General features: G+C 67.9%; 11 protein-coding genes and 2 riboswitches. Of the genes, 7 read left to right on the top strand and 4 right to left on the bottom strand.

Annotated features, from left to right (window positions below):
• Together nadA and ACQG07_RS02360 are read right to left on the bottom strand one after the other, a co-directional pair.
• Positions 1 to 1,308 (bottom strand): quinolinate synthase NadA, encoded by a 1,308-nt coding sequence (gene nadA, locus ACQG07_RS02365; protein ID WP_426737033.1) that lies wholly within the window; start codon positions 1,306 to 1,308, stop codon positions 1 to 3.
• Positions 1,305 to 2,087, bottom strand: coding sequence for an NUDIX hydrolase (locus ACQG07_RS02360; RefSeq protein WP_426737032.1), 783 nt, complete (start codon positions 2,085 to 2,087; stop codon positions 1,305 to 1,307). The genes nadA and ACQG07_RS02360 overlap by 4 nt, the downstream gene beginning before the upstream one ends.
• Before the next feature lie 151 nt (positions 2,088 to 2,238).
• Positions 2,239 to 2,324, top strand: a riboswitch (glycine riboswitch).
• A gap of 1 nt (position 2,325) precedes the next feature.
• Positions 2,326 to 2,429: riboswitch (glycine riboswitch) on the top strand.
• A 56-nt stretch (positions 2,430 to 2,485) separates the two neighbouring features.
• Between ACQG07_RS02360 and gcvT the strand changes: the two genes are divergently transcribed.
• The 3 genes from gcvT to gcvP are packed head-to-tail and all read left to right on the top strand — an operon-like array spanning position 2,486 to position 6,909.
• The gene (gene gcvT / locus ACQG07_RS02355) at positions 2,486 to 3,610 is read left to right on the top strand and encodes a glycine cleavage system aminomethyltransferase GcvT (RefSeq protein WP_426737031.1); all 1,125 of its coding nucleotides are present in this window, start codon (positions 2,486 to 2,488) and stop codon (positions 3,608 to 3,610) included.
• A gap of 3 nt (positions 3,611 to 3,613) precedes the next feature.
• Positions 3,614 to 3,988, top strand: a complete 375-nt coding sequence (gcvH, locus tag ACQG07_RS02350; RefSeq protein WP_064296422.1) for a glycine cleavage system protein GcvH — start codon at positions 3,614 to 3,616, stop codon at positions 3,986 to 3,988.
• On the top strand, positions 3,988 to 6,909 hold the full coding sequence (gene gcvP / locus ACQG07_RS02345; protein WP_426737030.1) for an aminomethyl-transferring glycine dehydrogenase: 2,922 nt from the start codon (positions 3,988 to 3,990) through the stop codon (positions 6,907 to 6,909). The genes gcvH and gcvP overlap by 1 nt, the downstream gene beginning before the upstream one ends.
• Positions 6,910 to 6,984: 75 nt before the next feature.
• Here the strand turns inward: gcvP and ACQG07_RS02340 are convergent, their stop codons facing one another.
• Positions 6,985 to 7,797, bottom strand: coding sequence for a CPBP family intramembrane glutamic endopeptidase (locus ACQG07_RS02340; protein ID WP_426737029.1), 813 nt, complete (start codon positions 7,795 to 7,797; stop codon positions 6,985 to 6,987).
• 336 nt (positions 7,798 to 8,133) lie between these two features.
• Here ACQG07_RS02340 and ACQG07_RS02335 point away from each other — a divergent pair, with 336 nt between their 5' ends.
• The 4 genes from ACQG07_RS02335 (at position 8,134) to ACQG07_RS02320 (ending at position 13,443) form a co-directional block, all read left to right on the top strand.
• On the top strand, positions 8,134 to 9,744 hold the full coding sequence (locus tag ACQG07_RS02335; protein ID WP_241160856.1) for a peptide ABC transporter substrate-binding protein: 1,611 nt from the start codon (positions 8,134 to 8,136) through the stop codon (positions 9,742 to 9,744).
• Between the two features lie 75 nt (positions 9,745 to 9,819).
• Positions 9,820 to 10,749 carry an ABC transporter permease gene (locus tag ACQG07_RS02330; RefSeq protein ID WP_064296418.1) on the top strand — a complete coding sequence of 310 codons (930 nt, stop codon included), beginning with the start codon at positions 9,820 to 9,822 and terminating at the stop codon, positions 10,747 to 10,749.
• Positions 10,739 to 11,707, top strand: a complete 969-nt coding sequence (locus ACQG07_RS02325; protein ID WP_064296417.1) for an ABC transporter permease — start codon at positions 10,739 to 10,741, stop codon at positions 11,705 to 11,707. The genes ACQG07_RS02330 and ACQG07_RS02325 overlap by 11 nt, the downstream gene beginning before the upstream one ends.
• An 11-nt stretch (positions 11,708 to 11,718) precedes the next feature.
• Complete coding sequence (locus tag ACQG07_RS02320; RefSeq protein WP_079705528.1) at positions 11,719 to 13,443, top strand: dipeptide ABC transporter ATP-binding protein; 1,725 nt, start codon at positions 11,719 to 11,721, stop codon at positions 13,441 to 13,443.
• Positions 13,444 to 13,525: 82 nt separating this feature from the next.
• Here ACQG07_RS02320 and ACQG07_RS02315 read toward each other — a convergent pair whose 3' ends face one another.
• The gene (locus ACQG07_RS02315) at positions 13,526 to 14,143 is read right to left on the bottom strand and encodes a hypothetical protein (protein WP_192005234.1); all 618 of its coding nucleotides are present in this window, start codon (positions 14,141 to 14,143) and stop codon (positions 13,526 to 13,528) included.
• Positions 14,144 to 14,186: the final 43 nt, after the last annotated feature.

Raw genomic sequence — 14,186 nt, 5'->3', positions numbered from 1 at the left:
TCAGCCGGCCTGGGTTCCGGCGGCGACCGGTGGCTTCGCGGCGAGCATGCGTTCGAGCGACAGGCGGGCCGGGACGGCCACGTCGTCGGAGACGGTGATGCGGTTGAGCACCTCGCCCGCGACGAGTCCTTCGAGCACCCAGGCCAGGTAGCCGGGGTGGATGCGGTACATCGTCGAGCAGGGGCAGATCACGTCGTCGAGGCAGAAGATCGTGTGCTGCGGGTACTGCGCGGCGAGGCGCTGCACCATGTTGATCTCGGTGCCGATCGCGAACGTGGTGCCGTCCGGCGCCGCCGCGATGGCCTTCTGGATGTAGTCCGTCGATCCCGCCTCGTCGGCGGCGTCGACGACCGCCATCGGGCACTCGGGGTGCACGATGACCCGGACGCCCGGGTGCTGCGCTCGGGCGCGGTCGATCTGGTCGACGGTGAACCGCTTGTGCACCGAGCAGAAGCCGTGCCACAGGATGACCTCTGCCTGCTCCAGGTCGGTCGCCTGGTTGCCGCCGAGCGGGCGGTTCGGGTTCCACATCGGCATGTGCTCGAGTGGCACGCCAAGCTTCTTGGCGGTGTTCCGACCCAGGTGCTGGTCCGGGAAGAACAGCACCCGCTGTCCGCGCTCGAAGGCCCACCGCAGGACCGTCTCCGCGTTGCTGGACGTGCAGACGATCCCGCCGTGCCGACCGCAGAAGCCCTTGAGCGCCGCCGAGGAGTTCATGTAGGTGACGGGGATGACCGGTACCCGGCCGTCGGCGTCCGGTTCGGTCCCGTAGAGCGCCTCGAGGGCCTCCCACGCCTCCTCGACCTGGTCGATGTCCGCCATGTCGGCCATCGAGCAGCCGGCGGCGAGGTTCGGGAGGATCACGGCCTGCTCGGGTCCGGACAGGAGGTCGGCCGTCTCGGCCATGAAGTGCACGCCGCAGAACACGATCGCCTCGGCCTCGGTGCGTGCCTTGGCCGCGTTCGCGAGCTGGAAGGAGTCGCCGATGTAGTCGGCGTGCTGGACCACCTCATCCCGCTGGTAGAAGTGCCCGAGGATCACGACGCGGTCTCCGAGGGTCTGCTTCGCGGCCACGATGCGGCGGTGGAGTTCATCGTTGGAGGCGTCGCGATAGGCGGCCGGGAGCTGGCCCTGCCGAGGCGAACCGGTCGGGATGACGTCGCCCATCGACGCGCCAGGGCCGTAGCTCGGCGGCTGCAGGTCGAACACCCAGGGCCCGGCCGCGAGCTCGGGCGCGCAGGTCGCGCCGTCGGACGCACCCTCGGTGATCTGCTGGATGGTGTCGTCGACGGATGCGGTGATGGTCATGCTGGCTCCTCGGACTGCTGACGGGTGGTCGGGGTGGACGTCGTGGGCCTGCGGCTCGTCGACCGGCCGGGCGACGGGGTCTCCGGTCGGGTGACGGGCTGGGTCCACCGGTAGAGCCGCGCCGGGCGGTGGCGCCCACCGGTGCGGAGTTCGTCGGTCTGCAGGACGAGGCCGGAGGACTCGACCTGGCGTCGGAAGTTCGCGGGGTCGAGCTGCTTCTGCAACACCGCCTCGTGCACCTCCCGGAGTTCGGAGAGGGTGAAGGTCTCGCCGAGGAAGGCGTGCGCGATGTGGCTGTACTCCAGCTTGTTGCGGAGCCGCCACAGGGCGTACTCGACGATGTCGCGGTGGTCGAAGGCCAACGGGGGGAGTGCGTCGGCCGGGAACCAGCGGACGTTCTGACCGAGCCGCGTGCGCTTCGCCTCGTCGGACCCGACGAGCGCCCAGTAGACGATCGAGACGACGCGCTCGGCGGGGGAGCGGTCGAGGTCACCGAAAGCGTACAACTGCTCGAGGTACCGCGGGCGGAGTGAGGTGGTCGTCTCCAGGGTCGACGAGGCCGCGTCCGCGAGGGACTCCGCGGCACCGAGCGGGCCGCCCGGCAGCGCCCAGAGGCCGTCGTAGGGCTCACGGATGCGCCGGACGAGCGGGAGCCAGATGCCCGACTGCGGGTCGGTCGCGCCGAACCCGTCGTCGGCTCGGAGCGTGAAGATGACGGTCGAGACCGCGAGGCCGACCTGCGGGTCCGTCTGCTCCGCGGGAGTCGTCGATCGCTGCATGGGGGATCTCCGTGTTCCGGAGCACCGGCGGCACTTCAGGTAGAAATGACCTGTACTCGATACAGGCTTAGTGTACACCTGACTCGAACAAGGTCCTGCGCCGAGGCGACCACTCGCGATATGCTGGCGGCTCAATCGAACATCGGGCCGCAAACACGATGCGGGAGAGCCGGTACGCCGGCACCGAAGGAGCAAGCCTCCCCGCCAATCTCTCAGGTCCTGTACCGCATCGGACTGGCCACTCTGGAAAGCAGCGCACGTTCGTGGTGCGCTCGCCGACGGTGAAAGCAGTGTCCGCAGCAGCGGCGCTCGTGAAGCTCTCAGGCCAATGACAGAGGGGGAGTTCCCAACGGGCACCGTCAGGTGTCCGCAGCGCACCACGCGACCCCGGAGAACTCGTGACCGACCTCGAACGAACCAGCCCGCTCCATGCCGTCCACGAAGCCGCCGGCGCGAGCTTCACGGACTTCGCCGGATGGCAGATGCCCGTGCGGTACTCGAGCGACCTCGCCGAGCACCACGCCGTGCGCAACGCCGCCGGCATCTTCGACATCTCCCACATGGCCGAGATCCAGGTCGTGGGCGACGACGCCGCCGACTTCCTCGACCAGGCGCTCGCGGGCAAGCTGTCCGCCATCGATCTGCTCCAGGCCAAGTACTCCCTGCTGCTGAACGAGGCCGGCGGCATCATCGACGACCTCGTCGTCTACCGCAACGGTGAGCACGAGTACCTCGTCGTCGCGAACGCGGGCAACCACGACGCCGTCGTCGCAGCGCTCACCGAGCGGGCCGCGGCGTTCGAGCACGTGGTCGTCATGGACCGCAGCGACGAGATCGCGCTCATCGCCGTCCAGGGGCCCGCCTCCCGCGCCATCCTCCAGGCGACCGAGGGGCTCCACATCCTGGACGAACTGCCCTCCCTCGACGAGGTGAAGTACTACCGCGCGACGGGTGCCTCCTTCGAGAACGGCACGGTCTTCATCGGGCGCACCGGGTACACCGGCGAGGACGGGTTCGAGCTGTACGTCGACGCGGCCGACGCCGTGGAGCTGTGGAACGCCATCGTCGCCGCCGGGACACCGCTCGGACTGGTCCCCGCCGGGCTCGCCAGTCGCGACACGCTCCGGCTCGAAGCCGGCATGCCGTTGTACGGCCACGAGCTCGGTCCGGACATGCTGCCCGTGCAGGCCGGACTCGGCCGCGTCGTCGCACTCGGCAAGCACGGCACGTTCATCGGTCGTGACGCCGTCGAGGCCGGTCCGGCGGACGACGCACCGGTGCTCGTCGCCCTCGTCTCCGAGGGGCGTCGTGCCGGTCGTGCCGGTTACCGTGTCCTCGCCGGCGACACGACCGTCGGCGAGGTGACGAGTGGGGCACTGTCGCCCACCCTCGGACACCCGATCGCCATGGCCTACGTGCACCCCGACCACGCCGAGCCGGGCACCGTGCTCGACATCGACGTCCGCGGCACGCGGATCCCCGCGACCGTCACCACGCTCCCCTTCTATTCGAGAGAGAAGTAACCCATGGCCGACAAGACCACCCTCAAGTACACCGCCGAGCACGAGTGGATCCGCGTCGAGGGCGATCTCGCCGTCATCGGGATCACCGACTACGCCGCCGAGAAGCTCGGCGACGTCGTCTTCGTGGACCTCCCCGCCGTCGGCGCGGCGCTCTCGGCCAGCACCGTGGTCGGCGAGATCGAGTCCACGAAGTCCGTCGGGGAGCTCTTCGCGCCACTCGACGGCGAGGTCGTCGAGGCCAACGACGCCGTCGTCGACGACCCGTCGCTCGTCAACAGCGACCCGTTCGGTGCCGGCTGGCTCGTCTCGGTGCGCTACGACGCGCTGCCCGACACGCTCCTCAGCTGGGACGACTACGCCGCGCTGGTGGGCGAGTGATGGCGGACCGCTTCGCAGAACGGCACATCGGAACCGACACCGCCGCCCAGGCGACGATGCTCGCCGCCGTCGGGTACGACAGCGTCGACGCTCTGCTCGCCGCGGCCGTCCCGTCCGCGATCACGGCCGCCGAACTCGCCTCGTCGAGCATCCCCGACGCCGCGACCGAGCGCGCGGCGCTCGCCGAACTCCGTGAGCTCGCCGGCCGCAACACGGTGAACCGGAGCCTGATCGGTCTCGGCTACTTCGACACGATCACACCGGCGGTCATCAAGCGGAACGTGCTCGAGAACCCCTCCTGGTACACGGCCTACACGCCGTACCAGCCCGAGATCTCGCAGGGCCGCCTCGAGGCGCTCATCAACTTCCAGACGATGGTCGCCGACCTCACCGGTCTCGACACGGCCAACGCCTCGATGCTCGACGAGAGCACCGCGGTCGTCGAAGGCATGCTCCTCGCGCGACGGGCCTCGAAGCTCGCCGACGCGACGTTCATCGTCGACGCCGACGCGTACCCGCAGACGAAGGCGCTCCTCCGGAGTCGCGCGGAAGCGGTCGGCATCGACCTCGTCGAGCTGCCGTTGTCGACCACCTCGCCCGAGGACCTCCCGGCGGCGTTCGGTGTCTTCGTGCAGTACCCCGGTGCCTCCGGGCTCGTGTGGGACCCGTCGGCGATCATCGCGGCGGTCAAGGCGGCCGGCGGCGTGTCGGTCGTCGCGGCCGATCTCCTCGCCCTCACGCTCATCTCCTCGCCCGGTTCCCTCGGCGCGGACATCGCGGTCGGGACGAGCCAGCGCTTCGGCGTGCCGATGGGCTTCGGCGGGCCGCACGCTGGGTACCTCGCGGTCCGTAAGGGCCTCGAGCGCCAGATGCCCGGTCGCCTCGTCGGCGTCAGCCAGGACGCGGCGGGTCACCCCGCCTACCGGCTCACGCTGCAGACGCGCGAGCAGCACATCCGCCGTGAGAAGGCCACGAGCAACATCTGCACGGCCCAGGTCCTGCTGGCGGTCATGGCCGCGATGTACGCCGTGTACCACGGGCCCGACGGGCTCAAGCGGATCGCGCAGTCGGTGCACGCGACCACCGCGAGTGCAGCCCGTCTGCTGGGGTCGGCGGGTGTCGAGGTGCTCACGGAGCACTACTTCGACACCCTGCAGGTGCGCGTCGCCGACAGCGCAGCGGTGGTGTCGGGTGCGCACGACCGCGGCCTCCTGCTGTGGGCCGTCGACGAGACGACCGTCTCGATGAGCTTCGACGAGGTGAGCGCGGTCGAGAGCGTCGTCCCGACCCTCGTCGAGGTGCTCACGACCGCTGGGACGGCCAACGCCGGAGAGCCGTCGGCATACGTCTTCGACGAGGGGGCGTCCGCCTCGGCGTTCGGTCCGAGCGCCGTGTCGGAGTACCCGGCCGCGCTCACCCGCGAGACCGAGTATCTGACGCACCCGGTGTTCAACACGCACCACTCGGAGACCGCCATGATGCGGTACCTCAAACAGCTGGCCGACCGCGACTACGCGCTCGACCGGGGGATGATCCCGCTGGGTTCGTGCACGATGAAGCTCAACGCCGCCACCGAGATGGAGGCCGTCACCTGGCCCGAGTTCGCCGGGCTGCACCCGTTCGCCCCGCGCGAGGATGTCGCAGGCTCGCTCGAACTCGTCGACCAGCTCGAGACCTGGCTGGCCGAGGTCACCGGGTACGACTCCGTGTCGCTCCAGCCGAACGCCGGCAGCCAGGGCGAGCTCGCCGGTCTCCTCGCCATCCGCGGCTTCCACCGCGCGAACGGCGACGAGCAGCGGACGGTCTGCCTCATCCCGTCGAGCGCGCACGGCACGAACGCGGCCTCGGCCGTCCTCGCCGGCATGCGTGTCGTCGTCGTCGCGTGCGACGAGCAGGGCAACGTCGACCTCGACGACCTCCGGTCGAAGATCGAGGCCAACGCAGAGTCCCTCGCCGCGCTCATGATCACCTACCCGTCCACCCACGGCGTGTACGAGCACGAGGTGAAGACGATCACCCAGGCCGTGCACGACGCCGGCGGTCAGGTCTACGTCGACGGCGCGAACCTCAACGCCCTGCTCGGGTACGCGCGGTTCGGTGAGTTCGGCGGCGACGTCTCGCACCTGAACCTGCACAAGACGTTCTGCATCCCGCACGGCGGTGGCGGCCCCGGTGTCGGGCCGGTCGCCGCCAAGGCGCACCTCGCGCCGTTCCTGCCCGGTCACCCGCTGGCGCAGCGGGCCGAGCACCCGCTGCTCGGCGGCGGGACGGTCGTGCACGACGGCGGTCCGATCTCGGCGGCTCCCTACGGCAGCCCGAGCATTCTGCCGATCTCGTGGGCGTACGTCCGCATGATGGGTTCGGAAGGGCTCCGCGAGGCGACCGGGGCCGCGGTGCTCGCGGCGAACTACATCGCTGCGCGACTGAGCGACCACTATCCCGTCCTGTACACGGGCGACAGCGACCTCGTGGCGCACGAGTGCATCCTCGACCTCCGTCCGCTCAAGGAGGCGACCGGGATCTCCGTCGACGACGTGGCCAAGCGTCTCGTCGACTACGGGTTCCACGCGCCGACGATGTCGTTCCCCGTCGCGGGGACGCTCATGGTCGAGCCGACGGAGAGCGAGGACCTCACCGAGGTCGACCGCTTCGTCGACGCGATGATCGCGATCAAGGCGGAAGCGGACGCCGTCGCGGCGGGCGAGTGGCCTGCCGACGACAACCCGCTCGTCGGGGCGCCGCACACGGCCCAGTCGGTCATCGAGGGGGAGTGGACGCACGCGTACTCGCGCGAGCTCGCCGTCTACCCCGTACACACGCTCGTGCGCACGAAGTACTGGCCGCCGGTGCGTCGCATCGACCAGGCGTACGGCGACCGCAACCTCGTGTGCGCCTGCCCGCCGCCCGAGGCCTTCGCCTAGCCGGTCCATGAGCCCTCCCTCGCCCATTCGTGGGCGAGGGAGTGCTCGTCCGCCCCGTGATGGGCGAACGGGTCGTCAGGAGGACGGCGTCGCGGCGAAGATCTCCGGCCACCAGGCGACGGCGAGCGGGAAGCCCGCGAACGAGATGATGTCGATGACCGTGTGCGCGACGACGAGCGGCATCACCCGGCCCCAGCGCTTGTAGCACCAGCCGAACGCGATCCCCATGGCGACGTTGCCGAAGAACGGTCCGATGCCCTGGTACAAGTGGTAGCTCCCGCGGAGGACGGCGGTCGACAGGATGATCGTCCACCACCCCCACCCGATCTCGCGGAGCCTGGTGTACAGGTAGCCGATGATGATGACCTCCTCCTGGAGGCCCGCGCGGAGGGCGGAGAAGACGAGCATCGGGATCGTCCACCAGTACATGGTGTCGGGGAACGTCGAGACCGCGACCGTGACGCCGAGTGCGCGGCCCAACGCGTACACACCGATGCCTGGGACACCGATCGCGGCGACGAGCAGCAGACCGCGGCCGAGGTCGCGTCCGGGGGAGCGGAGGTCGAGTCCCATCCGCGCGAAGCCGCTGCGTCCGGGCTGCCAGAGCAGGTAGATGACGAGGGCTACCGGCGCGAGCTGGAAGAAGAGCCCGAGGAACTGGTAGCTGAAGTCGAGCCACTCCCGGGTGGCCTGCGTGGTGTTGATCGCCGCAGATTGATCGGAGAGCGGTGGCCCCGCCGTGAGCTTCGCGATGAGCGAGATGATCGAGTACACCGCCGACGCCCCGAGGCTCAGCGCGAGGACGATGCCGATCTCCCACCACCGACGGTTGTTTCCGGCGCCCTCGGGGAGGTCCGGTCCCCGCTCGGTGGTGTTCTGTTCGCTCACCGGTCCATTCTGCTGGCTGGTGGCTCCGAGCGCACCGCATACCATCTGCGCGTCCGCTCGGCGGATATCAGGAGACGAACGCCTTACGATTCGTATCCAGAACGACGAAGTGACTGCACGAGTTTTGCGATCATGATCGTTCTGTTGCGTCGTGGGCGGGATCCGTGCACGAAAAAGCATCCGTGAGCAACAATCCGGCGATTGGGTTACCGCTGTGTAACGTTTGGCGTCCCAGTTTGCTCGCCGTCCTGCTTCTGCTTATCGTCAGAGTATTCAAAGAGCGATCCAGCGCACACGATGCGCTGTTTTCGCTTGCCCTTTCCCCAAGGAGGAACTGTGAAGTTCAGTCGGTTCGGCTCTGCCGCCGCCATCATCGCAGCAGGGGCTCTCGTCCTCACCGGTTGTTCCGGTGGCGGTTCCAGCAGCGAGAGCACCAGCAGCGCATCATCCGTCATCACGACCAACGGCTCCGAGCCGGAGTCGGGCCTCATCCCCAGCGACACCAACGAGGTCGGTGGCGGAAAGATCATCGACGAGGTCTTCGCAGGCCTCCGCTACTACGCGGCCGACGGCAAGCCGGTCGACGACCTGGCCGAGTCGATCGACACCGATGACTCGACCACGTTCACGATCAAGATCAAGGCTGATCAGAAGTTCACCAACGGCGACCCCGTCACCGCTGACTCGTTCGTCATGGCATGGCAGGACGCCGTCGTCAACCTCCGCAAGAACGCCTCGTTCTTCGCTGACGTCGAGGGCTACAACGAGACCGGCCAGCCCCTGACGGGCCTGAGCGTCGTGGACGACACCACCTTCACGGTGAAGCTGTCCGCACCTGCATCGGACTTCCCGCTGCGTCTGGGCTACTCCGCCTTCTACCCGCTGCCCGCTGCAGCGTTCGACGCGGCCGGCAAGGTCACGGACGAGTTCGGACAGAACCCGATCGGCAACGGCCCGTACAAGGTCGACGGCGACAAGGCGTGGAAGCACAACGAGTCGATCAAGCTCGTCAAGAACGACGAGTACAAGGGTGGCCGCGAAGCCAAGAACGGTGGCCTGACCATCACGTTCTACAAGGACTTCGACAGCGCCTACGCCGACCTGCTGAGCGGCAACCTCGACGTCCTGGACCAGATCCCGGACTCCGCGCTCTCCACCTACCAGGACGACCTGGGCGACCGTGCGGTCAACCAGCCGGCCGCCGTGTTCCAGTCCTTCACGATCCCGTCGCGCCTCCCGCACTTCAGCGGTGAAGAGGGTCAGCTGCGTCGTCAGGCCATCTCGTACGCGATCAACCGTGAAGAGATCACCAAGGTCATCTTCAACGGGACCCGCACGCCGGCGACCGACTTCACCTCGCCGGTCATCGACGGCTACTCGAAGGACATCGAAGGTAACGACGTCCTCAAGTACAACGAGAAGAAGGCCAAGGAACTCTGGGCCGAGGCAGACGCCATCTCCCCGTGGGACGGCTCCTTCCAGATCGCGTACAACGCCGACGGGCCGCACCAGGCCTGGGTCGACGCAGTGACCAACGGCATCAAGAACGTCCTGGGCATCGAGTCCTCGGGCGTCCCGGTCGCCGTCTTCGGTGACTTCCGTGCCGGCATCACCAACCGCTCCATCGAGACGGCGTTCCGCTCCGGATGGCAGGCCGACTACCCGGGTCTGTACAACTTCCTCGCTCCGCTCTACGCGACCGGTGCTTCCTCGAACGACGGTGACTACTCCAGCCCCGAGTTCGACAAGCTCCTCTCCGAGGGTTCCTCCGAGACCGACCTGGACGCTGCGAACAAGAAGTTCCAGGACGCCCAGGCGGTCCTCTTCAAGGACCTGCCGGCCATCCCGCTCTGGTACCAGAACGTGAGCGGCGGCTTCGGCGAAGGCGTGCAGAACGTCGAGTTCGGTTGGAACTCGGTGCCGCTGTACTACGAGATCACCAAGTAGTCTTGTAGCGGCATAGCTGGGTGGGTCCGGTTCTTCCGGGCCCACCCAGCTTCACGAGTTCAGGAGTCCCACACCATGGGCGGTTACATTCTTCGTCGTGTCCTGCAGGCTATCCCCGTACTGCTCGGCACGACCTTCCTCATCTATTTCATGGTCTTCGCGTTGCCCGGTGATCCCGTGCTCGCATTGTTCGGCGACAAGACGCCGAGCGCCGCGCAGATCGCTCAACTCAACGCCGAGTACAACCTCGACAAGCCGTTCATCGTGCAGTACTTCCTGTACCTCGGCGGTATCTTCACCGGCGACCTCGGAACGTCCTTCTCCGGGCAGCCGGTCAGCGAGATCCTCGCGCAGGCCTTCCCGGTCACGCTGCGGCTCGCCGTCATCGCCGTCTTCTTCGAGATGGTCGCCGGCATCACGATCGGTCTCATCTCCGGCATCCGCAAGGGCGGCATCTTCGACGCCTCGTTCCTCGTGGTCAGCCTGATCCTCATCTCGCTCCCCGTCTTCGTCATCGCGTTCGTCGCGCAGTACGTGTTCGGGATCCAGCTCGGGTGGTTCAGACCGACGGTCGGCCCGGGCGCGCCGATACAAGACCTCTTACTTCCCGCACTGGTCCTCGCCACCATCAGCTTCGCGCAGATCGTGCGGTTGACCCGGTCCTCGGTCATCGAGACGCAGTCGCTCGACTTCGTCCGTACGGCGTACTCGAAGGGCCTCAGCCGTCGCCGGGTCATCCCCGTGCACATCCTGCGCAACTCGCTGATCCCGGTCGTGACCTACCTCGCGGTGGACTTCGGTGTGCTGATCGTCGGCGCCACGGTGACCGAGGGCATCTTCAACGTCCCCGGTGTCGGCCGCACGCTCTACCAGGCCATCCTCCGAGGAGAAGGCCCGACCGTGGTGTCCTTCGTGACGGTGATGGTGTTGTTCTACCTCATCATCAACCTCGTCATCGACCTCTTCTACGCCGTGCTCGACCCAAGGATCCGCTATGTCAAGTAATGATCAGGAGCCGACGATCAAGCGATCCCCGAATCACTTCGTCGCGCCGCTCGAAGAGACCCCCCTCGCGGTCATCGACGCCGTCAAGGTCGACGAGAAGGTCAGCAACCTCTGGACCGACGCGTGGGCGTTCATGCGCCGTCGTCCCATGTTCTGGATCTCGTCCGTCCTCATCCTGCTCGTCGTGGTCGTGGGCCTGTTCCCCTTCCTCTTCACGCAGACGCCCCCGAACAACCAGTGCTTCCTCGAGAACAGCAACGGCGGGCCTGAGGCCGGTCACATCCTCGGGTTCACGAAGCAGGGCTGCGACATCTTCGCGCGGGTCATCTACGGGACCTCCACGTCGCTGTCCGTCGGTCTCATCGTGACGCTCATCACCGCCACACTCGGGATCGTGTTCGGCGCGTTCGCCGGCTTCTACGGCGGTTGGGTCGACTCGGTGCTGTCCCGCATCGGCGACATCTTCTTCTCCATCCCGTACATCCTCGCGGCCGTCGTCGTCATGTCGGTGCTCGCGAAGTACCGGAGCGTGTGGACGATCTCCTTGGCGATCGGTCTGTTCGCCTGGCCATCCGTCGCCCGAGTGCTTCGAGCGGAGGTACTCAGGGTCAAGAACGCGGACTACGTCCAAGCGTCCATCGCGCTGGGTGTCTCCCGCTTCAAGATCCTCCTGCGCCACGTGCTGCCGAACGCGATCCCTCCGGTGATCGTCGTCATCACGATCTCGCTGGCGTCCGCGATCGTCGCCGAGGCGACGTTGTCCTTCCTCGGCGTGGGGCTCGGGAGCGAGACCATGTCCTGGGGCAACGACATCAGCCAGGCGCAGCGTGACCTCCGCACGGCCCCGCAGGTGCTGATCTACCCGTCGATCGCGCTGTCGCTCACCGTGCTCAGCTTCATCATGATGGGCGAAGTCCTGCGAGACGCGCTCGACCCGAAGGCGAGGGCCCTGCGTTGAACGCGAGCCAGATGAACACCCAGCAGCCGCTGCTCGAGGTCAAGGACCTCGAGGTCACCTTCCGTACCCAGAGCGGGACGGTCCAGGCCATCCGCAAGACCGGGTTCACCATGATGCCCGGGGAGACCGTCGCGATCGTCGGTGAGTCCGGATCCGGGAAGTCGACGACCGCGCACGCGATCATCAACCTCCTGCCCGGTACCGGCAAGATCAGCGGGGGCGAGATCCTCTTCGAGGGGCGCGACCTCTCGAAGCTCTCCCGCAACGAGATCGAGGACGTCCGAGGACGCCTGATCGGTTTCGTACCGCAGGACCCGATGTCCAACCTGAACCCGGTGTGGAACATCGGCTTCCAGGTCGAGGAGGCCATCCGTGCCAACGGCATCGCCCACGGCAAGAAGGCCGTCCGCGCCAAGGCGATCGAGGTGCTCCAGCAGGCCGGCCTCTCCGACGCCGACCGTCGCCTGAAGCAGTTCCCGCACCAGTTCTCCGGTGGCATGCGTCAGCGCGTGCTCATCGGTATCGGTCTGTCGTCGAGCCCGAAGCTGCTCATCGCGGACGAGCCGACCTCGGCGCTCGACGTCACGGTCCAGCGGAAGATCCTCGACCACCTCGAGAGCCTGACCCGCGACAGCGGCACGGCGCTGCTCTTCATCACGCACGACCTCGGCCTCGCCGCCGAGCGCGCTGAGAAGCTCATCGTCATGTACAAGGGGCAGATCGTCGAGGCCGGTCCGTCGGTTGAGATCCTGCAGAACCCGGTGCACCCGTACACGAAGCGGCTCGTCGCAGCGGCGCCGAGCCTGGCGTCGCGTCGCATCCAGTCGGCGACCGGATCGCTCGAGACCCTCGACCACGAGGCTCCCGCCGGCTCCGAGGGCATCGACCTCATCGTCGCCGCCGAGCACCGCGCCGCAGCGCAGGCTGCCCAGCCGGACGCGGAAGCCGCGATCGTGGTCAAGGACCTCGAGAAGGTCTACAACATCCGTGGCCAGAAGGCGGCTGAGCGGGAGCTCAAGGCCGTCGACGGCGTCTCGTTCGAGATCCCGAGGGGCACCACCATGGCGCTCGTCGGCGAGTCCGGATCCGGCAAGTCGACCGTGGCGAAGCTGCTCCTGCAGCTGGAGACGCCGACGTCCGGCCAGATCCGCATCGGTGGCAAGGCGATGGAGGGGCTCGATCGCAAGGGCCTCCTCGCGCTGCGCCGGAAGATGCAGCCGGTCTTCCAGGACCCCTACGGTTCCCTCGACCCGCTGCGGAACATCGGCAACACGATCGCTGAACCGCTCGTCACGCACAAGGTGGGCGACAAGGCCTCCCGCCGTGCTCGCGTGCTGGAGCTCCTCGACCAGGTCTCGCTGCCGCAGGCGGTCGCGACCCGGTACCCGAACGAACTCTCCGGTGGACAGCGTCAGCGCATCGCGATCGCTCGCGCACTCGCGTTGAAGCCTGAGATCGTCGTCCTCGACGAGGCGGTGTCCGCGCTCGACGTCCTCGTCCAGGCGCAGATCCTGCAGTTGCTCGCCGACCTCCAGTCGGAGCTGCAGCTGACGTACCTCTTCATCACCCACGACCTCGCGGTCGTGCGCGTGATCGCCGACAACGTCGCGGTCATGCAGAAGGGGAAGATCGTGGAGGCGTCGACCACGGACGACGTCTTCGAGAACCCGAAGCAGCAGTACACGCGCGAACTCCTCGACGCCATCCCCGGCGCCGGGATCGAGCTCGCGCTGTAACCGGCGCACCACGTCGAAGGGCGGTGCCGCGGAGTGATCCGTGGCACCGCCCTTCGGCGTTGCGGGAGGCGTCCGCCGGTCGCTAGCCGAGGAGCGCCGAGGCGACGCCCCAGAGGACGAGTGCGGCCGTGACGCCGAGGGCGACGACGTCCCAGCGCGAGGTGGCGAGGCGGTCGTCCTTCGGGTCGATCCGACCCCAGCGTTCGTGCGCACGGTCGATGAGGTCGACGGCCGTCGGACCCTCGTTGCCGGCGCGGCCGGGTCGGCGGACACCCGCCGCGCGGTCCTGGTGGTCGACCCCGCGTCGTCCGGCGCGTCCGCCGATCATCGACGGGCGGTCGAGACCGGCGCTCGGCGCGCCCCAGCTCGTGATCTTCCGACCGTCGCGGAGGAGCACCGTGAGCTGGTAGCGGCTGGTCGCCTCCTCCATGCGCGACCACGGGATGTCGTGGAGACGCCCCACGTTCACGATGGTCAGCTGCGACGGCTCGATGACGATGCAGGGGCGGACGAGGACGAGGTAGACCAGCCACACGACGAGGAGCTCCCACGGGAGCGCCTGGACCGCGAAGTTCCAGGCCCCGCGGCCGACGGCGTCGATGATGAAGAAGACCATGAGCAGGGCGGTGACCCCGAGGATCCAGAAGCCGCTCGTGCTCCGCAGGGTGGTCCGATTGCCGGCGTTCGTCGCTTCGTTCACGTCCACCATCCTTCCAGGCCGCCGACCCGCGGGGCCGCACGGC

Source organism: Plantibacter sp. 2H11-2 (genome assembly GCF_050031945.1).
Classification (GTDB): domain Bacteria; phylum Actinomycetota; class Actinomycetes; order Actinomycetales; family Microbacteriaceae; genus Plantibacter; species Plantibacter auratus.
The sequence above is the reverse complement of the archived record's forward strand: the minus strand, read 5'-3'. Positions and strand labels throughout refer to the sequence as shown.